Genomic DNA, 23,911 nt, shown 5'->3' with positions numbered 1-23,911 from the left:
GATCAGACCTCCTCAACCGTGACGAGGTGCCGCACGGCGTGCACCATGCCGCGGACCTCGGGACGGTCCTCCTTGACGACCACGTCGCTGACGCGCTTGAGACCGAGGGTCCGCAGCGTGTCACGGTGGTTCTGCTTCGTACCGATCACGGACTTGGCCTGGGTGATCTTGAGCTGAGCCATTACGCGCTCACCCCAGCCCGCGCCCGCAGCAGAGCGGCGGGAGCGACGTCCTCAAGCGGCAGACCACGGCGGGCGGCGATCTCCTCGGGGCGCTGCAGCCCCTGGAGAGCCGTCACCGTGGCGTGCACGATGTTGATCGGGTTGGACGAGCCAAGCGACTTGCTGAGCACGTCATGGATGCCCGCACACTCCAGCACGGCGCGCACCGGGCCACCGGCGATCACACCGGTACCGGGGGAAGCCGGCTTGAGCAGGACGACGCCTGCGGCCTTCTCGCCCTGAATCGGGTGCGGGATGGTGCCCTGGATCCGGGGGACCTTGAAGAAGTGCTTCTTGGCCTCCTCAACACCCTTGGCGATGGCGGCCGGCACCTCCTTGGCCTTGCCGTATCCGACACCCACGGTGCCGTCACCGTCGCCCACCACGACCAGCGCGGTGAAGCTGAAGCGACGACCACCCTTCACAACCTTGGCGACGCGGTTGATCGCGACGACCCGCTCGACGTACGCGGTTTTCTCGGCGGCAGCGCCACCATCCCGCCGGTCCTTACGGTCCCGCCGCTCGCCGCCACCGGCGCCGCCACCGCGGCGCTGGGGTCCAGCCATTGGAATTACCTCTCTCGTTTACGTCCGCTAGCTACAGCAACATTCAGTCGCTGCCGCGACGGGCGGCTCAGAACTTGAGCCCTGCCTCGCGGGCGGCGTCAGCCAGAGCGGCAATCCGCCCTGCGTACTTGTTGCCACCGCGGTCGAACACGACGGCCTCGATACCCGCGGCCTTCGCACGCTCGGCGACCAGTGCGCCGACCTGCTTGGCCTGGGCGCTCTTGTCACCCTCGCCGCCACGGATGGACGCGTCCAGCGACGACGCGGAGGCCAGCGTGTGGCCCGCGATGTCGTCGATGACCTGCGCCACCATGTGACGGTTGGAACGCGTCACAACCAGCCGCGGACGCTCGGGCGTACCCGAGATCCTCTTGCGGATGCGAACGTGACGGCGCTTGGCGGCAGCGCGCTTGTAGGCATCGCCCTTGGCGATCTTCACGCCGTATGCCATGGCTTACTTACCAGCCTTTCCGACCTTGCGGCGGATGACTTCGCCCTCGTACTTGACGCCCTTGGCCTTGTACGGGTCGGGCTTCCGCAGTTTGCGGATGTTCGCGGCGACCTCGCCGACCTTCTGCTTGTCGATGCCTTCGACACTCAGCTTGGTCGGGGACTCGACCTTGAAGGAGATGCCCTCGGGGGCCTCGATCAGGATCGGGTGGCTGTAGCCCAGCGAGAACTCCAGGTTGGAGCCCTTCGCCTGGACGCGGTAACCGACACCACTGATCTCAAGCTTCTTGCTGTATCCCTGGGTCACGCCAGTGATCATGTTCGCCACCAGCGTGCGGGACAGGCCGTGCAGGGCCTTGTTCCTGCTCTCGTCGTTCGGGCGGGCGACGACAATGGCGCCGTCCTCACCCTTGGCGACCTCGATGGGCGCGACGACGGTGTGCGAGAGAGAACCCTTGGGGCCCTTCACTGCGACCGTACGGCCATCGATGGTGACGTCCACACCGGCGGGAACCTGGATGGGGAGCTTGCCGATTCGCGACATGGCTTTTCCTCCGTTCCCTTCCGTTACCAGACGTAGGCGAGGACTTCCCCACCCACGCCCTTCTTGCTGGCCTGCTTGTCGGTGAGGAGCCCGTGGGAGGTGGAGATGATCGCCACGCCCAGGCCGCCGAGCACCTTCGGCAGGTTGGTGGACTTTGCGTAGACCCGCAGGCCCGGCTTCGAAATCCGCTTGATGCCGGCGATCGAGCGCTCGCGGTTGGGGCCGAACTTCAGCTCCAGGACGAGGTTCTTGCCCACCTGGGCGTCCTCGACCTTCCAGCCGGTGATGTAGCCCTCCTGCTGGAGGATCTCCGCGATGTGCGACTTGATCTTGCTGTGCGGCATCTCGACGGAGTCGTGGTACGCCGAGTTCGCGTTCCGCAGACGCGTCAACATGTCTGCGATCGGATCGGTCATGGTCATGTGATGGCCTTCGGCCTCTCTCGCCGGGGTTTCCTATCTGCGCCATCCCTCTCCCCACTCAGTGGCGGGACGGGTGCGGTGCGGGGACCTACGGCGTAGTAAGCGACTTTTGGCGGACAGTGTTCTTGACTGCCCGCGTGCGGTCACGGGCGGCGGGCGCCCAACCCCACAAGCCTACGGCATGGGGACTGGGCTCCCGTCGTCCAGAATGCTTACCGAGAGCCCTGGCTTATCCAGCTGGCGCTGGACTACCAGGAGCTCTTGGTCACGCCCGGCAGCTCGCCACGGTGAGCCATCTCACGAAGGCACACGCGGCACAGGCCGAACTTACGGTAGACGGAGTGCGGCCGGCCACAACGCTGGCAGCGGGTGTACGCACGCACAGCGAACTTGGGCTTGCGAGCGGCCTTAGCGATCAGAGCCTTCTTCGCCATGATCAGTTCTCCTTGAACGGGAAGCCGAGGTGACGCAGCAGGGCGCGGCCCTCATCGTCATTGGTCGCCGTGGTGACCACGGTGATGTCCATGCCCCGGACCCGGTCGATCTTGTCCTGGTCGATCTCGTGGAACATGACCTGCTCCGTGAGACCGAAGGTGTAGTTGCCCCGGCCGTCGAACTGCTTCGGCGACAGACCGCGGAAGTCGCGGATGCGCGGCAGCGCGAGCGACAGCAGGCGGTCCAGGAACTCCCACATCCGGTCGCCACGCAGGGTCACGTGGGCACCGATCGGCTGGCCCTCACGCAGCTTGAACTGCGCGATGGACTTACGGGCCTTGGTCACGGCCGGCTTCTGGCCGGTGATCGTGGCGAGGTCGCGGATGGCGCCCTCGATCAGCTTGGAGTCGCGGGCGGCGTCGCCCACACCCATGTTGACCACGATCTTGGTGAGGCCGGGGATCTGCATGACGTTCTCGTACTTGAACTCGTCACGCAGCTTGGTCTGGATCTCGTCGCGGTAGCGCTGCTTGAGGCGCGGATTGGCCCTGGCAGTGTCTGAGGTGGCAGTCATCAGATGTCCTCACCGGTCCGCTTGGCAACGCGGATCTTGTTGCCGTCCTCGTCGAAGCGGTACCCGACGCGGGTGACGACCTTCTTGCCGTCCTTCTCCACCACGAGCTGAACATTGCTCACGTGGATCGGGGCCTCGGTCGTCACAATGCCGCCGGTCTTTGAGCCACGAGCGGTCTGGCCGGCCTTGGTGTGCTTCTTGACCCGGTTGACACCCTCGACGAGGACGCGGTTCTCGCGGGGGAAGGCCACGATGACCTTGCCCTGCTTGCCCTTGTCCTTACCGGTGATGACCTGAACCAGGTCGCCCTTCTTGATCTTCATGCTCACAGCACCTCCGGCGCGAGCGAGATGATCTTCATAAACTTCTTCTCGCGCAGCTCACGGCCCACGGGGCCGAAAATACGGGTGCCGCGGGGGTCACCGTCGTTCTTAAGGATGACGGCAGCGTTCTCGTCGAAGCGGATGTACGAACCGTCGGGCCGACGGCGCTCCTTGACGGTGCGCACGATGACGGCCTTGACGATGTCGCCCTTCTTCACGTTGCCACCGGGGATCGCATCCTTCACGGTGGCGACGATGACGTCGCCAATACCCGCGTAGCGGCGACCCGAGCCACCGAGAACACGGATACAAAGGATCTCCTTTGCACCAGTGTTGTCGGCGACACGCAGTCGCGACTCCTGCTGGATCACGTCTATCTCCTGATCGTCTGCCGGTTCCCGGCAGGGGTTGGACCTTGCGAGGTTCGACCCCTGCCGAGCCTGGCGGAACTAGTCCTGAGAGAACTCAGGCTGCAATTGATGGGAATTTCCTTGCGGAAATTGCCTACTTGGCCTTCTCGAGGATCTCGACGACGCGCCAGCGCTTGGTCGCGGACAGCGGCCGGGTCTCCATCAGGAGGACACGGTCGCCGGTACCCGCGGCGTTCTGCTCGTCGTGCGCCTTGAGCTTGTTGGTACGGCGGATGACCTTGCCGTACAGGGCGTGCTTGACGCGGTCCTCGACGGCGACGACGACGGTCTTGTCCATCTTGTCGCTGACGACCAGACCCTCACGGGTCTTGCGGAAACCGCGCTCGCTGGTCTGCTTCTCAGTCACATTGTTCTCGCTCATTAGGCGCTCTCCACCGTCTCGATACCGAGCTCGCGCTCACGCATCAGGGTGTAGATCCGGGCGATGTCCTTGCGGACGGCCTTCAGCCGACCGTTGTTCTCCAGCTGTCCGGTCGCCGCCTGGAAACGGAGCTTGAACAGCTCCTCCTTGGCCTCACGCAGCTTCGCAACGAGCTCCTCGTTGCTCAGCTCGCGCAGCTCGGTCGCCTTGGTACCAGCCGCCATCACGACTCACCTGCCTCGCGCCGCACGATCCGGCACTTCATCGGAAGCTTGTGAGCAGCGCGAATGAGCGCCTCACGAGCAATCTTCTCGTTCGGGTAGGACAGCTCGAACATCACCCGACCGGGCTTGACGTTCGCGACCCACCACTCCGGCGAACCCTTACCGGAACCCATGCGGGTCTCAGCGGGCTTCTTGGTCAGCGGGCGGTCCGGGTAGATGTTGATCCAGACCTTGCCGCCACGCTTGATGTGACGGGTCATGGAGATACGAGCTGCCTCGATCTGCCGGTTCGTCACATACGCGGGAGTGACGGCCTGGATACCGAACTCACCGAAAGCCAGCTCAGTACCGCCCTTGGCCATACCCTTGCGCTTCGGGTGGTGCTGCTTGCGGTGCTTGACCCTGCGAGGGATCAGCATTGGTCAGGCCTCCCTTCCGGCAGAGCCGGTTTCAGCAGCCGGAGCGGCAGCGGCGGTCGCCTCGGCCTTGGGAGCCTCGGGCTGCGCCTGCTGCTGCTGCGGCTTACGGCCACGGCCGCCACGCTCGCCACCGCGACGCGGGCGGTCGCTGCCGCCACCACGCGACGGGCGGTTGCCCGCGCGAGCGGCGGCGTTCTCGGCGCGGACCTCGGCGATGTTCTTGACATCACCTTTGTAGATCCACACCTTCACGCCGATCCGGCCGAAGGTGGTCTTGGCCTCGAAGAAGCCGTAGTCCACATTCGCGCGGAGCGTGTGCAGCGGCACCCGGCCCTCGCGGTAGAACTCCGAGCGGGACATCTCGGCGCCGCCGAGACGGCCACCGCACTGGATCTTGATGCCCTTGGCCCCGGCCTTCATGGTCGACTGCATGCTCTTACGCATGGCGCGACGGAAGGAGACACGGGAGGACAGCTGCTCGGCGACGGCCTGAGCCACCAGCTGAGCGTCTGTCTCCGGGTTCTTGACCTCGAGGATGTTGAACTGGATCTGCTTGCCGGTCAGCTTCTCCAGCTGACCGCGGATCCGCTCGGCCTCGGCACCACGACGGCCGATCACGATGCCCGGACGGGCGGTGTGAACGTCGACGCGGACGCGGTCGCGAGTGCGCTCGATCTCAACCTTGGAGATACCGGCCCGCTCCATGCCCTGCGTCAGCAGGCGGCGGATCTCGACATCTTCCTTGACGTAGTCCTTGTACAGCTTGTCGGCGTACCACCGGGACTTGAAGTCCGTGGTGATGCCGAGCCGGAACCCGTGCGGGTTAACCTTCTGGCCCATTACCGGGTTCCTTCCTTGCTGCTGACGACCACCGTGATGTGGCTGGTCCGCTTACGGATCCGGTAGGCACGGCCCTGAGCACGCGGACGGAACCGCTTCAGGGTCGGGCCCTCGTCGACATAGGCCTCGGAGATAACGAGGCTGTCGGCGTCGGTGTGGTCGTAGTTATGCGCGGCATTGGCAATGGCGCTGTCGAGCACCTTGCCTACCGGCACGCTCGCGGCCTGCGGGGCGAAACGCAGGACCGCCTGAGCCTCCGTGGCATCCATGCCACGGATGAGGTCCACCACGCGGCGGGCCTTCATGGGCGTGACGCGCACATAGCGCGCCTGGGCCCTGGCTTCCATGGTTGTCCCTTCGGTGTCAGTCATAGTCTTCGCACCCAGCCGATCAGCGACGCCGCGACTTGCGGTCGTCCTTCACGTGGCCGCGGAAGGTGCGGGTCGGCGCAAACTCGCCGAGCTTGTGGCCGACCATCGACTCGGTGACGAACACCGGGACGTGCTTGCGGCCATCGTGCACCGCGATCGTGTGGCCGAGCATGGCCGGGACGATCATCGAGCGGCGGGACCAGGTCTTGATGACGTTCTTGGAACCGGATTCGTTCTGTACGTCCACCTTCTTGATCAGGTGGTCGTCGACGAAGGGCCCCTTCTTGAGACTGCGCGGCATCTAAACCCGCTCCTAGCGCTTCTTGTTCGTCTTGCGGCGGCGGACGATGTACTTGTTGCTGGCCTTCTTCGGCGAGCGAGTACGTCCTTCCTTCTTGCCCCACGGGGACACCGGGTGGCGACCACCGGAGGTACGACCCTCACCACCACCGTGCGGGTGGTCGATCGGGTTCATCACCACACCGCGGACGGTCGGGCGAACGCCCTTCCAGCGCATACGGCCGGCCTTGCCCCAGTTGATGTTCGACTGCTCGGCGTTGCCGACCTCGCCAACAGTGGCGCGGCAGCGGACGTCGACCAGCCGGATCTCCCCGGACGGCATACGCAGGTGGGCCATGGAGCCCTCCCGCGCCAGCAGCTGCACGGAGGCACCCGCGGAGCGGGCGAACTTCGCGCCGCCGCCGGGCCGCAGCTCGATGGCGTGCAGAACCGTACCCACCGGGATGTTGCGCAGCGGGAGGTTGTTGCCCGGCTTGATGTCGGCGCCGGCGCCGTTCTCGATCCGGTCGCCCTGCTTGAGGCCGGCCGGAGCGAGGATGTAGCGCTTCTCGCCGTCTGCGTAGTGCAGCAGTGCGATGCGTGCGGTGCGGTTCGGGTCGTACTCGATGTGCGCGACCTTGGCCGGCACGCCGTCCTTGTCGTGACGACGGAAGTCGATCACTCGGTAGGCGCGCTTGTGGCCACCGCCCTGGTGGCGAACGGTCACACGACCGGCGTTGTTACGGCCGCCCTTGCTGTGCAGCGGGCGGACCAGCGACTTCTCCGGCGTGGACCGCGTGATCTCGACGAAGTCGGCGACGCTGGAGCCACGACGGCCCGGAGTCGTCGGCTTGTACTTGCGGATACCCATTTCTCAGTCCTCGTCCGATATCGGACGGCTCGACCTCCGCTAGGAGACCGGGCCGCCGAAGATGTCGATACGGTCGCCCTCGGCGAGGGTCACGATGGCGCGCTTGGTGTCGGCGCGCTTGCCGTAACCGGTACGGGTGCGCTTGCGCTTGCCCTGCCGGTTGATCGTGTTGACGCTGGTGACCTTGACCGTGAAGACCGCCTCGACGGCCTGCTTGATCTGGGTCTTGTTGGCACGCGGGTCGACGATGAACGTGTACTTGTTCTCGTCCAGCAGCGCGTAGCTCTTCTCGGAGACCACCGGCTTGAGCAGGATGTCACGGGGGTCCGTGAACGTCTTGCTGGTGACCTCGGCTGCGGTGGTGACAGGTGCCTCGCTCATCAGGCGTCGCTCCCTTCGAGCTCGGCCTCGGTCGCGACGGCCTTGCCGGCCTTAACCGGCCCGGCGACGAAGGACTCAAAGGCGGCCTTCGTGAAGACCACGTCGTCGGAGACGAGCACGTCGTACGTGTTCAGCTGACCCGGCTCCAGGATGTGCACCTGGGGCAGGTTGCGGGCGGACAGCCACGCGGCCTCGTCGGACCGGTCGGCGACCAGGAGCAGGTTCTTACGCTCGCTGAGCTTGCCGAACAGCGTCTTGGCGGCCTTGGTGGAGACCTCGCCCTCGACCACGCCGGAGACGACGTGGACACGGTTGTGGCGCGCCCGGTCGGAGAGGGCACCGCGCAGGGCGGCGGCCTTCATCTTCTTCGGGGTCCGCTGCGAGTAGTCACGCGGCACGGGACCGTGCACAACGCCACCACCGGCGAACTGCGGCGCTCGGGTCGAACCCTGACGGGCGCGGCCGGTGCCCTTCTGGCGGTACGGCTTACGGCCACCGCCGCGGACCTCGCCACGGGTCTTGGTCTTGTGCGTGCCCTGACGGGCAGCGGCCAGCTGTGCGACAACGACCTGGTGGATCAGCGGAACGCTGACCTGCGCGTCGAAGATCTCCGCGGGGAGCTCGACGGTCCCGGCCTTGTCGCCTGCCGGCGAAAGGATGTCAATGCTTGTAGGGGTACTCATCGCTTACCTCAGGCCCCCTTGGCCGCGGTACGGACCAGGACGAGGCCGCCATTCGGACCGGGGACGGCGCCCTTGATGAGCAGCAGTCCCTTCTCCGCGTCAACGGCATGGACGGTCAGGTTCTGGGTGGTGACCCGCTCGTTGCCCATGCGACCGGCCATCCGCATGCCCTTGAACACGCGGCCCGGGGTGGCGCAGCCACCGATGGAGCCCGGCTTGCGGTGCACACGGTGCGCGCCGTGGGAGGCCTTGCCGCCGTGGAAGCCATGACGCTTCATGACACCGGCGGTGCCCTTGCCCTTGCTCTTACCGGTCACGTCGACCTTCACACCGGACTCGAACACCTCAGCGGTGATCTCCTGGCCCAGGGTGTACTCGCTGGCGTCCGCGGTGCGGAGCTCCACGAGGTGGCGACGGGGGGTGACATCGGCGTTGGCGAAGTGGCCCTTGAGGGGCTTGTTCACCTTGCGCGGGTCGATCTCGCCGAAGGCGATCTGAACGGCTTCGTAGCCGTCCTTGTCTGCGGTGCGCACCTGGGTCACGACGCAGGGGCCGGCCTTGACAACGGTTACCGGGACGACACGGTTGTTCTCGTCCCAGACCTGGGTCATGCCGAGCTTCTCGCCCAGGACGCCCTTGATCTGCTTAGCCATCTCTACCGCGCCTCTCAGAGCTTGATCTCGATGTCAACGCCGGCCGGAAGGTCCAGGCGCATCAGCGAGTCAACGGTCTTGGGAGTCGGGTCGAGGATGTCGATCAGGCGCTTGTGAGTGCGCATCTCGAAGTGCTCGCGCGAGTCCTTGTACTTGTGCGGCGACTTGATGACGCAGTACACGTTCTTCTCAGTGGGCAGCGGCACCGGGCCCGCGACCGACGCACCAGTGCGCGTCACCGTCTCGACGATCTTCTTCGCCGAGGTGTCGATGACCTCGTGGTCGTAGGCCTTGAGCCGGATGCGGATCTTCTGTCCCGCCATGGCTACTTCGTAGTCCTGTCTCTCGTAACGCTCTGGAACCCGTGGATCTTGTTCTTCACCCGGCGACTCGCTCCGACCCACGCGGTCGGGCGTGTCGCACCCCTTCTCAGAAAACTCCACCGGAGATTTTCCCTGCCGAAGGGGGTCCGGGGAAGAAATCCACCGGGTGCCTGGCTGGAAGCCCCTCCTGCGCTTCCCGGAAGATTCCCGTATTTCCGCCCCTGATAAGGGACGACGAATACCTCAGGACTCGCTTCCAGTCCTCCCGGCGGGAGGCGCACAGCATCGGCACTCAACCGAGCAACCTGGTTAGTGTGCCACATCCCCATCAGCTCACGCCAATCGGGGCAGTATGCCCGGTTGGCGCCCGCAGCCGGACGCGCTGTGGGTGGGTGGGTCGGGGGTGGGTGCCGGGGTACCTCCTCGCGGCTCGCGCGGCATCCCGCTCCGTAGCGGCACCCGGCGGCAGCGCTCGTCCGCTGCGGGGGCACGCCCGGCGCCCACCCCCTCCGGCCGGTTCGGCGACTGCGGCGGAGACGACCGGAGGGGACGGGGTGGGGTGCCCCCGCAGGCGACGAGCGCAAGAGCCGGTCAAGGGACGGAGCTGGATGACGCGCGAGCGCCGAGGAGGTATCCCGCCCCGGCACCGACCCACCGACCAGCCCCGGGGGTCGTGTACAACGCGGAAGGGCTCGCACGGGTAAGCGTGCGAGCCCTTCGACGGTTGCGCCCTAGGCGCGGCGGGTCACTTAACGATCTTGGTGACCTGGCCGGCGCCCACGGTCCGGCCGCCCTCACGGATGGCGAACTTCAGGCCCTCCTCCATGGCGACCGGCTGGATGAGCTCAACCTTCATCTCAGTGTTGTCGCCCGGCATGACCATCTCGGTGCCCTCGGGGAGGGTCACCACGCCGGTCACGTCGGTGGTACGGAAGTAGAACTGCGGGCGGTAGTTGTTGAAGAACGGGGTGTGGCGGCCGCCCTCGTCCTTCGACAGGATGTACGCCTGCGCCTCGAACTCCGTGTGCGGGGTGACCGAGCCCGGCTTGATGATGACCTGGCCGCGCTCGACGTCCTCGCGCTTGATGCCGCGGAGCAGCAGACCGACGTTCTCACCGGCCTGGCCCTCGTCGAGCAGCTTACGGAACATCTCGATACCGGTAACGGTGGTGGAGGTCTTCTCCTCCTTGATACCGATGATGTCGACGTTCTCGTTGACCTTGAGGACACCACGCTCGATGCGGCCGGTGACGACCGTACCGCGACCGGTGATGGTGAAGACGTCCTCAATCGGCATCAGGAACGGCTTGTCGGTGTCACGCGCCGGCTCCGGGATCGACTCGTCGACAGCCTTCATCAGGTCGAGGACGGACTTGCCCCACTCCTCGTCGCCCTCGAGCGCCTTGAGCGCCGAGACCTTGACGACCGGGACGTCGTCGCCCGGGAACTCGTACTCGGAGAGGAGCTCACGGACCTCGAGCTCAACGAGCTCCAGGATCTCCTCGTCGTCCACCATGTCGGCCTTGTTCAGGGCGACCACGATGTACGGCACGCCGACCTGGCGGGCCAGGAGCACATGCTCCTTGGTCTGCGGCATCGGACCATCGGTCGCGGCGACCACGAGGATCGCGCCGTCCATCTGGGCGGCACCGGTGATCATGTTCTTGATGTAGTCCGCGTGACCGGGGCAGTCAACGTGCGCGTAGTGACGCGACTCGGTCTGGTACTCAACATGCGCGATGGAGATGGTGATACCGCGCTGGCGCTCCTCCGGGGCCTTGTCGATGTTCTCGAAGGCCGAGGCCTCGTTCAGGTCCGGAAACGCGTCGTGCAGCACCTTGGTAATGGCCGCCGTAAGGGTGGTCTTACCGTGGTCAATGTGACCGATGGTGCCGATGTTGACGTGCGGCTTAGTCCGCTCGAACTTCGCCTTCGCCACTGGGGTCCTCCTGTGGACTGGTGCTGTACGCCCCCGCACTCTGCGAGGGGTTCAGGTGGTCGTACCGAACCGGCCAGGACCCCGAGGGGGACGCCCTTGACCTGTTCGTTCTTAAGGGCTGGCGACCGGGGACCGGCCATCGAACACTGTGGGTTCGATAACCGGTGCCCCGAATGCCTTTTGCTACAGCCTAAGGGCTGAGATTAAAGCGGCGAACCGCCTTTACTCGCCTCGGACCTTCGCGATGATCTCCTCAGCGACGTTCTTGGGAACCTCGGCGTAGGAGTCGAACTGCATCGAGTAGCTTGCGCGACCGGAGGTCTTGCTGCGCAGGTCACCGACGTAACCGAACATCTCCGAGAGCGGAACCAGGCCCTTGACGAGCTTGGCGCCACCCCGCTCCTCCATGGCCTGTACCTGGCCACGGCGGGAGTTGATGTCACCGATCACATCGCCCATGTACTCCTCGGGCGTGGTGACCTCAACGGCCATCATCGGCTCGAGCAGTGCCGGGCTCGCCTTGCGCGCGGCGTCCTTGAACGCCATCGATCCGGCGATCTTGAACGCGAGCTCGGAGGAGTCGACGTCGTGGTAAGCGCCGTCGAGCAGCGTCACCTTGACACCGGTGAGCGGGTAGCCCGCCAGCACGCCGAACTCCATGGCCTCCTGGCAGCCCGCGTCCACGGACGGGATGTACTCCCGCGGGATACGGCCACCGGTGACCTTGTTCTCGAACTCGTAGCCGTCGCCTTCGAGGGGCTCGACGTCGATCTGCACCTTCGCGAACTGGCCGGAACCACCAGTCTGCTTCTTGTGCGTGTAGTCGACCTTCTCGACCCGCTTGCGCAGCGTCTCGCGGTAAGCCACCTGCGGCTTACCGACATTGGCCTCGACCTTGAATTCACGCTTCATACGGTCGACAAGCACATCGAGGTGCAGCTCGCCCATACCCGCGATGATGGTCTGGCCGGTCTCGTCGTCGGTGTGGACCTGGAAGGACGGGTCCTCCTCGGCGAGGCGCTGGATGGCGACACCCAGCTTCTCCTGGTCGCCCTTGGACTTCGGCTCAATGGCGACCTGGATCACCGGAGCCGGGAACTCCATGGACTCGAGGATCACCGGGTTCGACGCGTCGCAGAGGGTCTCACCGGTGGTGGTCTGCTTCAGACCCATGACGGCGACAATGTCACCGGCACCCACCGCGTCGATCTCCTCACGCTTGTTCGCGTGCATCCGGTAGATCTTGCCGATGCGCTCCTTCTTGCCCTTCACCGAGTTCAGCACCTGAGTGCCGGCCACCAGACGCCCGGAGTAGATCCGGATGAAGGTGAGCTTGCCGAGGTGCGGGTCGCTCGCGATCTTGAAAGCGAGCGCCGACATCGGCTCGTCCTCGGACGGCTTGCGCTTGAGGATCTCCTCTGGGTCCTTCACCGACTGGCCCTCAACGGCCTCGACGTCGAGCGGGGACGGGAGGTAGCGCACCACCGCGTCAAGCAGGGGCTGCACGCCCTTGTTCTTGAACGCGGTGCCACAGAACACCGGGGTGACCGTGGTGGTGCCCTCAGCGCCGGTGGAGGCGAGGGTGACGCGGCGGATGGCCGCCATGAGCTGCTCCTCGGTGGGCTCCTCGCCCTCGAGGTACAGCTCCATCATCTCCTCGTCGTTCTCGGCGACGGACTCAAGGAGCTTGCCGCGCCATTCCTCGGCAGCCTCCTTGTGGGTTTCCGGGATGTCGACGGTGTCGTACATCTCGCCCATCTTGGCCTCGGCGGACCAGACCAGCGCCTTCATGTGGACGAGGTCAACCACGCCCTTGAAGTCGGCCTCGGTGCCGATCGGGAGCTGCATGACCAGCGGCACCGCACCGAGGCGGTCGACGATCATGTCGACGCAGCGGTGGAACTCGGCACCCGTCCGGTCCAGCTTGTTGACGAAGCAGATACGCGGAACGCCGTAGCGGTCCGCCTGACGCCACACCGTCTCGGACTGCGGCTCCACACCGGCCACGCCGTCGAACACCGTCACCGCGCCGTCGAGCACGCGCAGCGAACGCTCCACCTCGACGGTGAAGTCGACGTGACCCGGGGTGTCGATGATGTTGATGGTGTGGTCGACATCGTTCAGCGGCCAGTGACAGGTCGTCGCGGCCGACGTGATGGTGATGCCGCGCTCCTGCTCCTGCGCCATCCAGTCCATGGTGGCAGCGCCATCGTGGACCTCACCGATCTTGTAGCTGACACCGGTGTAGAACAGGATCCGCTCGGTGGTGGTCGTCTTGCCCGCGTCGATGTGGGCCATGATCCCAATGTTGCGGACCTTGGCCAGGTCAAGTGAAGTGGTGGCCATTTGGCTCAGTCTTCTCTCGGTCTCGATGTGGGTAGCGACTACCAGCGGTAGTGCGCGAAGGCCTTGTTGGACTCGGCCATCTTGTGGGTGTCCTCGCGCTTCTTGACGGAGGCGCCGAGGCCGTTGGAGGCATCGAGCAGCTCGTTCATCAGACGCTCGGTCATGGTCTTCTCGCGGCGGGCGCGGGAGTAGCCCACGAGCCAGCGCAGTGCGAGGGTGGAGGAGCGGCCGGGGCGGACCTCGACCGGGACCTGGTAGGTGGCGCCACCGACTCGGCGGGAGCGGACCTCAAGGGTCGGCTTCACATTCTCCAGCGCGCGCTTCAGGGTGATGACCGGGTCGTTACCGGACTTCTCCCGCAGGCCCTCCATGGCGCCGTAGACAATGCGCTCGGCGGTGGAGCGCTTGCCGTTCATCAGCACCTTGTTGATGAGGGACGTCACCAGAGGAGAGCCGTAGACCGGGTCGATGTGGACCGGGCGCTTCGGGGCAGGGCCCTTACGAGGCATTCTTACTTCTCCTTCTTGGCGCCGTAGCGGCTGCGAGCCTGCTTGCGGTTCTTGACGCCCTGCGTGTCGAGGGAGCCGCGGATGATCTTGTAGCGAACACCCGGCAGGTCCTTCACACGGCCACCACGCACGAGCACAATGGAGTGCTCCTGCAGGTTGTGGCCCTCACCCGGAATGTAGGCAGTGACCTCGATCCCGCTGGTCAGACGCACACGCGCGACCTTACGCAGGGCCGAGTTCGGCTTCTTCGGGGTGGTCGTGAAAACACGCGTGCAGACGCCACGGCGCTGGGGGGAGCCCTCAAGCGCCGGCGTCTTGTTCTTCTCGATCTTGTCCTGCCGGCCCTTTCGGACCAGCTGCTGGATCGTAGGCACCGTTTCTCCGGTTTCTGTGTGCCGTCTCGGTAAAGCTAACCTGAGCCACATTGGCCGACCCACGCGGTCGGGTGTGTCGGAGACCGCAGACTCCTCTGAAGGGCGAGGGCCCCTCTCGATGAGAAGCGTGCAGACTTCGGTTCTCCCCATTCCGGCTCCCGAGCGGTCAGAACGCATACAGGAGCGCAGGGGATACCCCAGGCACAAGGTCAGAGCCTACCTAGCGCGTCGGCCCTGGTCAAAACAAGCCCCCACGCGGGCAGCGATCACGCGTTTCCCCGAGCAGGCGGGGGGAGCGGGCGGGGCCCGCTAGACCGTGATCAGAAGCATGCTGAAGAAGATGACCATAAACCAGAAGCCCATTGCCAGGTAGCCCATCACCAGCCCGGCGACCGCCATGCCGTCGCCGCGCTCACCCGTGCTGCGGATCTCCGCGCGGGCCTTGTGCCCCAGCACCACCGCCGGGATGGCGGTGAGGCCGCCGGTGAACGGGGTGAGCACGCCGCAGACCATGGCGCCGCTGGCGGCGCCGTTCGTAGGAGGCAGTGGCGGGGTGGCCCAGACGGGCTGCGGGGGCAGGTGGGGTTGGGGTAGCTGGGGCTGGGGTAGCTGGGGTTGGCGTTCCAGGGGGACCGGGCCCTGCGGTAGGTCGGCCAGCAGGGTGTGCAGCTCGCCGTAGGTGCTGGCCTGGTGGACGCGGGTCAGTCGCTGGTCGTATTCGCCCTTGCTGAGGCGGCCTTCGGCGTATCCGGCCTTGAGCACGTCTGCGGCGCGTTCTCGGTCTGCGTCCGAGGCGCGCATCATCGGGCTCTGTCCGTGCCACTGGAGTGACATCCCCAACACCTCACCATCTGTCCGCCCCGTCCCCTCCCCCATACTCCCTGACGCCGTGCCCGCACGGGGAGTTCCCTGCGACGCCTTCCGGGGGCCAACTATGCGGATATGCGGCTCCGCCGCGTGGCGGGGCTCCGCCCGGCTGCGGGGGTGCCGTGGGTGGGTGTCCCCGTATCCCGCCCCTTCCCGGCTGTGCGATGTGCGGCTCCGGCCGCGTGGCGGGGCTTCGCCCGGTTGTGGGGGTGCCGTGGGTGGGTTCCCCAATTCCCGCCCCTTCCCGTAACCGGGGCTTCGCCCCGGGCCCCGGGGTTGGCCCGGCGCGGGCCGGTGGCCTGGTGTTGTGCCCACCAAGCGTCGCGAACTCCGTTGCGGAGTTGGTCGGAGCGTCGTGGCTGGGGTGGGTGGGTGGTTGCGTAGCAGGGTGGACCCACGCCCCTCGCGGGGCTGGGGGCACCTCCCAGCGTTAGCTGGGGGAGAGTGCCCACAACGGGGTGGGGGTCTGGGGGCGGCAGCACTCGGTTTCGGGGAGCCCGCTTCGGTGGGGGAATGCCGCAGGGCGGCCTCCCTGGTGGGGGGCCGCCCTGTGGGGTGGGTTACTGCTTACTGGTTGTACGGACCGTAGTCGTAGTCCTCCAGCGGGACCGCCTGGCCGGAGCCCGTGCCGAACGGCGAGTAGTCGATGTCGTCGTAGCCGACAGCCGAGTACATCGCGGCCTTGGCCTCCTCGGTCGGCTCGACCCGGATGTTCCGGTAGCGGGACAGGCCCGTACCAGCCGGGATGAGCTTACCGATGATGACGTTCTCCTTGAGGCCGATCAGGGAGTCCGACTTGGCGTTGATCGCCGCGTCGGTGAGCACCCGGGTCGTCTCCTGGAAGGACGCCGCCGACAGCCACGACTCGGTGGCCAGCGAGGCCTTGGTGATACCCATCAGCTGCGGACGGCCGGAGGCCGGGTGGCCGCCTTCCGCCACCACACGACGGTTCTCACCCTCGAACTTCGAACGCTCCACCAGCTCGCCCGGCAGCAGCTCCGCGTCGCCGGACTCGATGATCGTCACACGGCGCAGCATCTGCCGGATGATGATCTCGATGTGCTTGTCGTGGATCGACACACCCTGCGAGTTGTAGACCTTCTGGACCTCGCCCACCAGGTGCACCTGGACCGCACGCTGGCCAAGGATGCGCAGCACATCGTGCGGGTTGGTGGCACCCACGGTGAGCGGCTGGCCGACCGTGACATGGTCGCCGTCGCTCACCATCAGACGGGCTCGCTTGGAGACGCCGTAGGCGGTCTCGTCCGAGCCGTCGTCCGGGGTGACGACGACCTTCTTGGTCTTCTCGGTCTCCTCGATACGGACCCGGCCGGCCGCCTCCGAGATGGGGGCGACGCCCTTGGGCGTACGGGCCTCGAAGAGCTCGACCACACGCGGCAGACCCTGCGTGATGTCGTCACCGGCCACACCACCGGTGTGGAAGGTACGCATCGTCAGCTGGGTGCCGGGCTCACCGATCGACTGGGCCGCGATGATGCCGACGGCCTCACCGATGTCCACCAGCTTGCCGGTGGCCAGCGAGCGGCCGTAGCACATGGCGCAGGTGCCGACGGCGGACTCACAGGTGAGGACCGAGCGGGTCTTGACGGTGGCGACACCATGCCTGACCAGCTCGTCGATGAGCACATCGCCCAGGTCGGTACCGGCCGGGGCCAGCACCTTGCCGTCGACGACGATGTCCTCGGCGAGGCAGCGCGCGTACACGCTGGTCTCGACGTCCTCCGTCTTACGCAGCACACCGTCGGCGCCCGTGGTCGCGATGTCCAGCTTGAGGCCGCGCTCGGTGCCGCAGTCCTCCTCGCGGATGATCACGTCCTGCGAGACATCCACCAGACGACGGGTCAGGTAACCCGAGTCAGCGGTACGCAGCGCGGTGTCCGCGAGGCCCTTACGGGCACCGTGGGTGGAGATGAAGTACTCCAGCACGGACAGACCCTCACGGAACGACGCCTTAATGGGCCGCGGGATGGTCTCGTTCTTCGCGTTGGACACCAGACCACGCATACCGGCGATCTGACGCATCTGCATCATGTTTCCGCGCGCACCCGAGTCGACCATCATGAAGATCGGGTTCGTCTTCGGGAAGTTCACGTTCATGGCCTCGGAGACCTCATTGGTCGCCTTGGTCCAGATCGCGATCAGTTCCTGAGTGCGCTCGTCCTTGGTGATCAGACCGCGCTCGTACTGCTTCTGGACCTTCTCGTCCTGCGCCTCGTAGCCCTCAATGATGGCCTTCTTGGCCTCGGGCACGACGACATCGGAGATGGCGACGGTGACACCGGACCGGGTGGCCCAGTAGTAACCAGCCGCCTTGAGGTTGTCCAGCGCGGCCGCGACGACGACCTTGGGGTACCGCTCGGCCAGATCGTTGACGATCTGGGAGAGCTGCTTCTTGCCGACCGTGTAGTCGACAAACGGGTACTCCTCGGGCAGCAGCTCATTGAAGAGCGCACGGCCCAGGGTCGTCTTCAGCCGGAAGCTGTCGCCCGGCTGATACTCGGGCTCACCCTCCTCCGGAGTCGGCGGAGTCCAGCCGAGCGGCGGGAGCGAACCGACCGGGAAGCGGATGTCGATCTTCGACTGGAGCGAGAGCTCGCCCGCGTCGAAGGCCATGATCGCCTCGGCGGTGGAGGAGAAGGACCGGCCATCGCCCTTGGTCTCCCGCTCCTCCTCATCCGTGGTGAGGAAGAACAGGCCCAGCACCATGTCCTGGGTCGGCATGGTCACCGGACGGCCGTCGGCCGGCTTGAGGATGTTGTTCGAGGACAGCATCAGGATGCGGGCCTCGGCCTGCGCCTCCGCGGAGAGCGGCAGGTGCACGGCCATCTGGTCACCGTCGAAGTCCGCGTTGAACGCGGTGCAGACGAGCGGGTGAATCTGAATGGCCTTGCCCTCGACCAGCTGCGGCTCGAAGGCCTGGATACCCAGACGGTGCAGGGTCGGCGCACGGTTCAGCAGGACCGGGTGCTCGGCGATGACCTCTTCGAGGACGTCGTACACCACGGTGCGCTGACGCTCGACCATGCGCTTGGCCGACTTGATGTTCTGCGCGTGGTTCAGATCGACCAGGCGCTTCATCACGAACGGCTTGAACAGCTCCAGCGCCATGGCCTTCGGCAGACCGCACTGGTGCAGCTTGAGCTGCGGGCCGACGACGATGACGGAACGGGCCGAGTAGTCGACGCGCTTACCCAGCAGGTTCTGCCGGAAGCGGCCCTGCTTGCCCTTGAGCATGTCGGACAGCGACTTCAGCGGGCGGTTGCCCGGGCCGGTGACCGGACGGCCGCGGCGGCCGTTGTCGAACAGGGCGTCGACGGCCTCCTGCAGCATCCGCTTCTCGTTGTTCACGATGATCTCGGGCGCACCGAGGTCAAGGAGACGCTTGAGGCGGTTGTTGCGGTTGATGACGCGGCGGTACAGGTCGTTCAGGTCGGAGGTCGCGAAGCGGCCACCGTCCAGCTGCACCATCGGACGCAGGTCCGGCGGGATCACCGGCACGCAGTCCAGCACCATGCCCTTGGGGCTGTTGCTGGTCTGCAGGAAGGCGGAGACGACCTTGAGGCGCTTGAGCGCACGGGTCTTCTTCTGCCCCTTGCCAGTACGGATGATCTCCCGGAGCTTCTCCGCTTCTTCTTCGAGGTCGAAGGTCTCCAGACGCTTCTGCAGCGCGGCGGCGCCCATGGAGCCGTCGAAGTAGGTCCCGAAGCGGTCGCGCAGCTCGCGGTAGAGCAGCTCGTCGCCCTCCAGGTCCTGCACCTTGAGGTTCTTGAAGCGGTTCCACACCTCGTCGAGGCGGTCGATCTCGCGCTGCGCGCGGTCCCGGAGCTGCTTCATCTCGCGCTCCGCGCCCTCGCGCACCTTACGGCGGACATCGGCCTTGGCGCCCTCGGCCTCAAGCTCGGCCAGGTCGGCCTCCTGCTTCTTGGCGCGGGCCTCAAGGTCGGCGTCGCGGCGCTGCTCGATCTGCTGACGCTCCACGGAGACATGGGCCTCCAGCGAGGGCAGATCGCGCGTACGGCGCTCCTCGTCCACATACGTGATCATGTATGCGGCGAAGTAGATGACCTTCTCAAGGTCCTTCGGGGCCAGGTCGAGCAGATAGCCCAGGCGCGATGGGACGCCCTTGAAGTACCAGATGTGGGTGACGGGTGCGGCCAGCTCAATGTGGCCCATCCGCTCACGGCGCACCTTGGCGCGGGTCACCTCGACGCCGCAGCGCTCACAGATGATGCCCTTGAAGCGGACGCGCTTGTACTTGCCGCAGTAGCACTCCCAATCCCGGGTAGGACCGAAGATCTTCTCGCAGAAGAGCCCGTCCTTTTCCGGCTTGAGCGTGCGGTAGTTGATGGTCTCCGGCTTCTTGACCTCACCATGGGACCACTGACGGATGTCGTCAGCGGTGGCGAGGCCAATCCGCAGTTCGTCGAAGAAGTTGACGTCGAGCACTCTCGTCAATCCCTCTCAGGGTCGTGTCAATCGGTGGTCTGAACGGGGTCCGGGGAGAGCCGGGGAGCCCCTTTGTTCTCTTGTGCAGGGACTCCCCGGCTTGCCCGTCAGACCTCTTCGACGCTGCTCGGCTCGCGCCGGGACAGGTCGATACCGAGCTCTTCCGCGGCGCGGAAGACGTCCTCGTCGGTGTCTCGCATTTCGATGGACATACCGTCTGAGGACAGCACCTCCACATTCAGGCAGAGCGACTGCATCTCCTTGATGAGCACCTTGAAGGACTCGGGGATGCCGGGCTCGGGGATGTTCTCGCCCTTGACGATGGCCTCGTAGACCTTCACGCGGCCGGTGACGTCATCGGACTTGATGGTCAGCAGCTCCTGGAGGGCGTACGCGGCGCCGTATGCCTCCAGCGCCCACACCTCCATCTCACCGAAGCGCTGGCCACCGAACTGGGCCTTACCACCCAGCGGCTGCTGGGTGATCATGCTGTACGGACCGGTCGAGCGGGCGTGCAGCTTGTCGTCGACCAGGTGGTGCAGCTTCAGGATGTACATGTACCCGACGGAGATCGGGTCCGGGAACGGCTCACCGGAGCGGCCGTCGTAGAGCCGCGCCTTGCCGGACGGAAGCACCAACCGGTCACCGTCGCGGTTCGGCACGGTGTGCTCGAAGAGGCCAGCCAGCTCGTCCTCACGGGCACCGTCGAAGACCGGGGTCGCGACGTTGGTACGCGGAGCGACCTCGTCAGCGCCGATCGCCTTGAGCCGCTCCATCCACTCCGACTCACCCTCGACCTTCCAGCCCTGGGAGGCGAGCCAGCCAAGGTGGATCTCGAGCACCTGTCCCGGGTTCATCCGGGACGGCACACCGAGCGGGTTGAGGATGATGTCGACCGGGGTGCCGTCCTCAAGGAACGGCATGTCCTCGACCGGCAGGATCTTGGAGATGACACCCTTGTTGCCGTGTCGGCCGGCGAGCTTGTCACCGTCGGTGATCTTGCGCTTCTGGGCGACGTAGACGCGGACCAGCTGGTTCACGCCCGGAGGCAGCTCGTCGCCCTCCTCGCGGTCGAAGACGCGAACGCCGATGACCTTGCCGGTCTCGCCGTGCGGCACCTTCAGCGAGGTGTCACGGACCTCACGGGCCTTCTCGCCGAAGATCGCACGGAGCAGACGCTCCTCCGGGGTCAGCTCGGTCTCACCCTTCGGGGTGACCTTGCCGACCAGGATGTCGCCGGCCTCGACCTCGGCGCCGATGCGGATGATGCCGCGCTCGTCGAGGTCGGCCAGGACCTCCTCGGAGACATTCGGGATGTCCCGAGTGATCTCCTCCGGGCCGAGCTTGGTGTCCCGGGCGTCGACCTCGTGCTCCTCGATGTGGATCGAGGAGAGGACGTCGTCCTGTACGAGGCGCTGCGACAGGATGATCGCGTCCTCGTAGTTGTAGCCCTCCCAGGGCATAAAGGCCACGAGCAGGTTCTTACCGAGGGCCATCTCACCGTCTTCGGTGGACGGACCGTCAGCGAGGACCTGGCCTTCGATGACCCGGGCGCCCTCGTCCACGAGCACCTTCTGGTTGAAGGAGGTGCCCTGGTTGGAGCGGTAGAACTTGGAAACCCGGTAGGTCGTGTAGGTGCCGTCGTCGTTGGCGACGGTGATGTAGTCCGCGGAGACCTCCTGGACCACACCGTCCTTCTCGGCCTTGATGACATCACCGGCGTCGACCGCGCAGCGGTACTCCATACCGGTACCGACCAGCGGGGACTCCGCCTTGATCAGCGGCACCGCCTGGCGCATCATGTTGGAACCCATGAGCGCGCGGTTGGCGTCGTCGTGCTCCAGGAACGGAATCATGGCGGTCGCGACCGACACCATCTGGCGCGGCGAGACGTCCATGTAGTCGACCTCGGAGCCGGGAATGTAGTCGATCTCGCCGCCACGGCGGCGGACCAGTACCCGGTTCTCGGCGAAGTGCATGTCATCGGTGAGCGGCGCGTTGGCCTGCGCGATAACGAAGCGGTCTTCCTCGTCAGCGGTGAGGTAGTTCACCTCATCGGTGACGATGCCGTCGACGACCTTGCGGTACGGGGTCTCGACGAAGCCGAAGGCGTTGACCCGGCCGTACGAGGCGAGCGAACCGATCAGACCGATGTTCGGACCCTCAGGGGTCTCAATCGGGCACATCCGGCCGTAGTGCGAGGGGTGCACGTCACGGACTTCGAAGCCCGCCCGCTCACGGCTCAGACCACCCGGGCCAAGCGCCGACAGACGGCGCTTGTGGGTCAGACCCGACAGCGGGTTGGTCTGGTCCATGAACTGGGACAGCTGGCTGGTGCCGAAGAACTCCTTGATGGAGGCGACGACCGGCCGGATGTTGATCAGGGTCTGCGGCGTGATCGCCTCGACGTCCTGAGTGGTCATCCGCTCGCGGACGACCCGCTCCATCCGGGCCAGACCCGTGCGGACCTGGTTCTGGATGAGCTCGCCGACGTTACGCAGACGGCGGTTGCCGAAGTGGTCGATGTCGTCGGTCTCGACGACGATCGTCTCCCCCTCGGAGCTGACCGTCTCCGTCTCACCGGCGTGCAGCTTCACCAGGTACTTGATCGTGGCGATGATGTCGGCGTTGGTGAGCACGCCGGAGTTCAGCGGCTCATCGCCGCCGAGCTTCTTATTGATCTTGTACCGGCCGACCTTGGCGAGGTCGTAGCGCTTGGGGTTGAAGTACAGGTTCTCCAGGAGGGTCTGCGCGGCCTCCTTGGTCGGCGGCTCGCCCGGACGCAGCTTGCGGTAGATGTCGAGCAGCGCGTCGTCCTGGCCCTGGGTGTGGTCCTTCTCCAGGGTGGCGCGCATGGACTCGTACTGGCCGAACTCCTCCAGGATCTGCTCGGTTGTCCAGCCGAGCGCCTTGAGCAGCACGGTGACGGACTGCTTACGCTTACGGTCGATACGGACACCGACCATGTCGCGCTTGTCGATCTCCATCTCCAGCCAGGCGCCCCGGGAGGGGATCATCTTGGCCGAGAAGATGTCCTTGTCGGACGTCTTGTCGATGGAGCTGTCGAAGTAGACACCCGGCGAGCGGACAAGCTGCGAGACGACGACACGCTCGGTGCCGTTGATGCAGAAGGTGCCCTTGTCGGTCATGAGCGGGAAATCGCCCATGAAGACCGTCTGAGATTTGATCTCACCGGTCTCATTGTTGGTGAACTCCGCGGTGACGAAGAGTGGCGCAGCGTACGTGAAGTCCCGCTCCTTGCACTCGTCGATGGAGTTTTTAGGCGGCTCGAAGCGGTGGTCGCGGAAAGTCAGCGACATTGACCCAGAGAAGTCCTCGATCGGAGAGATCTCCTCAAAGATCTCTTCCAGACCGGACTTCGTGGGCACGTCTTCACCACGATCCAGCGCGGCCTCGACGCGAGCCTTCCAGGCGTCGTTACCGAGCAGCCAGTCAAAGCTCTCGGTCTGCAGCGCAAGAAGGTTCGGAACCCCGAGGGGCTCCTTGATCTTCGCAAAGGAGATACGCAGCGGGGCGGTGCTGGCGCCATTGTTCGAATTGACGGTCGAGGCGTTGCGCGAGGCGGCCAAGAGGGGGTCCTTCCGAGGGCTCGGACTCACTACGCGCATACCGGTGCCCCTGGTGACGGGCAGGGAGCATCTAATAGGCAGCGCAAAGGGTCAGTGTAGCCACTTGGCCCACTGATGTCCAGAGCGGAATTCCGGAGATAGGCGCAGGGCCTCTCTCTCCCTCCGGGAGGGGGTGTCCCCTCGTTGTTCTTCGACGTCTGCGGCAAGTACTTCCCACATCGTCATCGATCCATGCCTCGGACCTTGAATCGGTGTGACCCCAAGGTGCGGGGCGTTCCGAGAATCGCGCGCCGCGTGCCGTTCGTCAAGGCCCCCCACTCCGTTGCGATTGTCACGGAGTGCCTGGCAGGACAACGAAGATCACCATACCTGCCATGGCCGTGGAGGCAAGGAACCCGTCACGGCAACGCCGAAGGGCGACCACCCGGATGGGTGATCGCCCTTCGTG

At 65.7% G+C, this 23,911-nt stretch carries 27 protein-coding genes; all 27 read right to left on the bottom strand.

Annotated elements, in window-relative coordinates; translation table 11 throughout:
* Positions 1 to 2 precede the first annotated feature (2 nt).
* Positions 3 to 182: a 50S ribosomal protein L30 gene (gene rpmD, locus test1122_RS16305; protein WP_232269893.1), complete on the bottom strand. Its 180-nt coding sequence runs from the start codon at positions 180 to 182 to the stop codon at positions 3 to 5.
* Positions 182 to 787 carry a 30S ribosomal protein S5 gene (gene rpsE, locus test1122_RS16300; RefSeq protein WP_232269892.1) on the bottom strand — a complete coding sequence of 202 codons (606 nt, stop codon included), beginning with the start codon at positions 785 to 787 and terminating at the stop codon, positions 182 to 184. The genes rpmD and rpsE overlap by 1 nt, the downstream gene beginning before the upstream one ends.
* A 67-nt stretch (positions 788 to 854) precedes the next feature.
* The gene (gene rplR, locus test1122_RS16295) at positions 855 to 1,238 is read right to left on the bottom strand and encodes a 50S ribosomal protein L18 (protein ID WP_232269891.1); all 384 of its coding nucleotides are present in this window, start codon (positions 1,236 to 1,238) and stop codon (positions 855 to 857) included.
* 3 nt (positions 1,239 to 1,241) lie between these two features.
* Positions 1,242 to 1,781 carry a 50S ribosomal protein L6 gene (gene rplF, locus test1122_RS16290; RefSeq protein ID WP_232269890.1) on the bottom strand — a complete coding sequence of 180 codons (540 nt, stop codon included), beginning with the start codon at positions 1,779 to 1,781 and terminating at the stop codon, positions 1,242 to 1,244.
* Between the two features lie 23 nt (positions 1,782 to 1,804).
* Positions 1,805 to 2,203, bottom strand: coding sequence for a 30S ribosomal protein S8 (rpsH, locus tag test1122_RS16285; protein ID WP_232269889.1), 399 nt, complete (start codon positions 2,201 to 2,203; stop codon positions 1,805 to 1,807).
* Between the two features lie 248 nt (positions 2,204 to 2,451).
* Positions 2,452 to 2,637, bottom strand: a complete 186-nt coding sequence (locus test1122_RS16280; RefSeq protein WP_004571834.1) for a type Z 30S ribosomal protein S14 — start codon at positions 2,635 to 2,637, stop codon at positions 2,452 to 2,454.
* 2 nt (positions 2,638 to 2,639) lie between these two features.
* The gene (gene rplE / locus test1122_RS16275) at positions 2,640 to 3,212 is read right to left on the bottom strand and encodes a 50S ribosomal protein L5 (protein WP_232269888.1); all 573 of its coding nucleotides are present in this window, start codon (positions 3,210 to 3,212) and stop codon (positions 2,640 to 2,642) included.
* Positions 3,212 to 3,535 carry a 50S ribosomal protein L24 gene (gene rplX, locus test1122_RS16270; protein WP_232269887.1) on the bottom strand — a complete coding sequence of 108 codons (324 nt, stop codon included), beginning with the start codon at positions 3,533 to 3,535 and terminating at the stop codon, positions 3,212 to 3,214. The genes rplE and rplX overlap by 1 nt, the downstream gene beginning before the upstream one ends.
* Positions 3,536 to 3,537: 2 nt before the next feature.
* Entirely contained in the window at positions 3,538 to 3,906 is a 369-nt protein-coding gene (rplN, locus tag test1122_RS16265; protein ID WP_031510588.1) for a 50S ribosomal protein L14, read from the bottom strand.
* A 133-nt stretch (positions 3,907 to 4,039) separates the two neighbouring features.
* The gene (gene rpsQ / locus test1122_RS16260; protein ID WP_232269886.1) at positions 4,040 to 4,327 is read right to left on the bottom strand and encodes a 30S ribosomal protein S17; all 288 of its coding nucleotides are present in this window, start codon (positions 4,325 to 4,327) and stop codon (positions 4,040 to 4,042) included.
* Positions 4,327 to 4,551: a 50S ribosomal protein L29 gene (gene rpmC, locus test1122_RS16255; RefSeq protein ID WP_232269885.1), complete on the bottom strand. Its 225-nt coding sequence runs from the start codon at positions 4,549 to 4,551 to the stop codon at positions 4,327 to 4,329. Before rpmC ends, rpsQ begins: the two co-directional genes overlap by 1 nt.
* Positions 4,551 to 4,970: a 50S ribosomal protein L16 gene (rplP, locus tag test1122_RS16250; RefSeq protein WP_232269884.1), complete on the bottom strand. Its 420-nt coding sequence runs from the start codon at positions 4,968 to 4,970 to the stop codon at positions 4,551 to 4,553. Before rplP ends, rpmC begins: the two co-directional genes overlap by 1 nt.
* Before the next feature lie 3 nt (positions 4,971 to 4,973).
* Complete coding sequence (gene rpsC / locus test1122_RS16245) at positions 4,974 to 5,810, bottom strand: 30S ribosomal protein S3 (RefSeq protein WP_232269883.1); 837 nt, start codon at positions 5,808 to 5,810, stop codon at positions 4,974 to 4,976.
* Positions 5,810 to 6,157: a 50S ribosomal protein L22 gene (gene rplV, locus test1122_RS16240; protein WP_232271934.1), complete on the bottom strand. Its 348-nt coding sequence runs from the start codon at positions 6,155 to 6,157 to the stop codon at positions 5,810 to 5,812. Before rplV ends, rpsC begins: the two co-directional genes overlap by 1 nt.
* A gap of 43 nt (positions 6,158 to 6,200) precedes the next feature.
* Positions 6,201 to 6,482 (bottom strand): 30S ribosomal protein S19, encoded by a 282-nt coding sequence (gene rpsS, locus test1122_RS16235; RefSeq protein WP_232269882.1) that lies wholly within the window; start codon positions 6,480 to 6,482, stop codon positions 6,201 to 6,203.
* Positions 6,483 to 6,494: 12 nt separating this feature from the next.
* The gene (rplB, locus tag test1122_RS16230) at positions 6,495 to 7,331 is read right to left on the bottom strand and encodes a 50S ribosomal protein L2 (protein WP_232269881.1); all 837 of its coding nucleotides are present in this window, start codon (positions 7,329 to 7,331) and stop codon (positions 6,495 to 6,497) included.
* Positions 7,332 to 7,370: 39 nt separating this feature from the next.
* Positions 7,371 to 7,712: a 50S ribosomal protein L23 gene (gene rplW / locus test1122_RS16225; protein WP_232269880.1), complete on the bottom strand. Its 342-nt coding sequence runs from the start codon at positions 7,710 to 7,712 to the stop codon at positions 7,371 to 7,373.
* Positions 7,712 to 8,395, bottom strand: coding sequence for a 50S ribosomal protein L4 (gene rplD / locus test1122_RS16220; RefSeq protein WP_232269879.1), 684 nt, complete (start codon positions 8,393 to 8,395; stop codon positions 7,712 to 7,714). The genes rplW and rplD overlap by 1 nt, the downstream gene beginning before the upstream one ends.
* An 8-nt stretch (positions 8,396 to 8,403) precedes the next feature.
* Entirely contained in the window at positions 8,404 to 9,048 is a 645-nt protein-coding gene (rplC, locus tag test1122_RS16215) for a 50S ribosomal protein L3 (RefSeq protein ID WP_232269878.1), read from the bottom strand.
* A gap of 14 nt (positions 9,049 to 9,062) precedes the next feature.
* Positions 9,063 to 9,371 carry a 30S ribosomal protein S10 gene (gene rpsJ, locus test1122_RS16210; protein WP_004571821.1) on the bottom strand — a complete coding sequence of 103 codons (309 nt, stop codon included), beginning with the start codon at positions 9,369 to 9,371 and terminating at the stop codon, positions 9,063 to 9,065.
* 745 nt (positions 9,372 to 10,116) lie between these two features.
* Positions 10,117 to 11,310, bottom strand: coding sequence for an elongation factor Tu (gene tuf / locus test1122_RS16205; protein ID WP_232269877.1), 1,194 nt, complete (start codon positions 11,308 to 11,310; stop codon positions 10,117 to 10,119).
* Between the two features lie 222 nt (positions 11,311 to 11,532).
* Positions 11,533 to 13,656, bottom strand: a complete 2,124-nt coding sequence (fusA, locus tag test1122_RS16200; protein WP_232269876.1) for an elongation factor G — start codon at positions 13,654 to 13,656, stop codon at positions 11,533 to 11,535.
* 38 nt (positions 13,657 to 13,694) lie between these two features.
* Positions 13,695 to 14,165, bottom strand: a complete 471-nt coding sequence (rpsG, locus tag test1122_RS16195) for a 30S ribosomal protein S7 (protein WP_232269875.1) — start codon at positions 14,163 to 14,165, stop codon at positions 13,695 to 13,697.
* 2 nt (positions 14,166 to 14,167) lie between these two features.
* Complete coding sequence (gene rpsL, locus test1122_RS16190; protein WP_232269874.1) at positions 14,168 to 14,539, bottom strand: 30S ribosomal protein S12; 372 nt, start codon at positions 14,537 to 14,539, stop codon at positions 14,168 to 14,170.
* A 309-nt stretch (positions 14,540 to 14,848) separates the two neighbouring features.
* Positions 14,849 to 15,340, bottom strand: a complete 492-nt coding sequence (locus test1122_RS16185) for a DUF1707 and DUF4190 domain-containing protein (protein WP_232271933.1) — start codon at positions 15,338 to 15,340, stop codon at positions 14,849 to 14,851.
* A gap of 633 nt (positions 15,341 to 15,973) precedes the next feature.
* On the bottom strand, positions 15,974 to 19,873 hold the full coding sequence (locus test1122_RS16180; RefSeq protein ID WP_232269873.1) for a DNA-directed RNA polymerase subunit beta': 3,900 nt from the start codon (positions 19,871 to 19,873) through the stop codon (positions 15,974 to 15,976).
* A gap of 107 nt (positions 19,874 to 19,980) precedes the next feature.
* Positions 19,981 to 23,463 carry a DNA-directed RNA polymerase subunit beta gene (gene rpoB, locus test1122_RS16175; protein WP_232269872.1) on the bottom strand — a complete coding sequence of 1,161 codons (3,483 nt, stop codon included), beginning with the start codon at positions 23,461 to 23,463 and terminating at the stop codon, positions 19,981 to 19,983.
* Between the last annotated feature and the right edge of the window lie 448 nt (positions 23,464 to 23,911).

Origin of the sequence: Streptomyces gobiensis (assembly GCF_021216675.1) — a bacterium.
GTDB lineage: Bacteria > Actinomycetota > Actinomycetes > Streptomycetales > Streptomycetaceae > Streptomyces > Streptomyces gobiensis.
The sequence above is the reverse complement of the archived record's forward strand: the minus strand, read 5'-3'. Positions and strand labels throughout refer to the sequence as shown.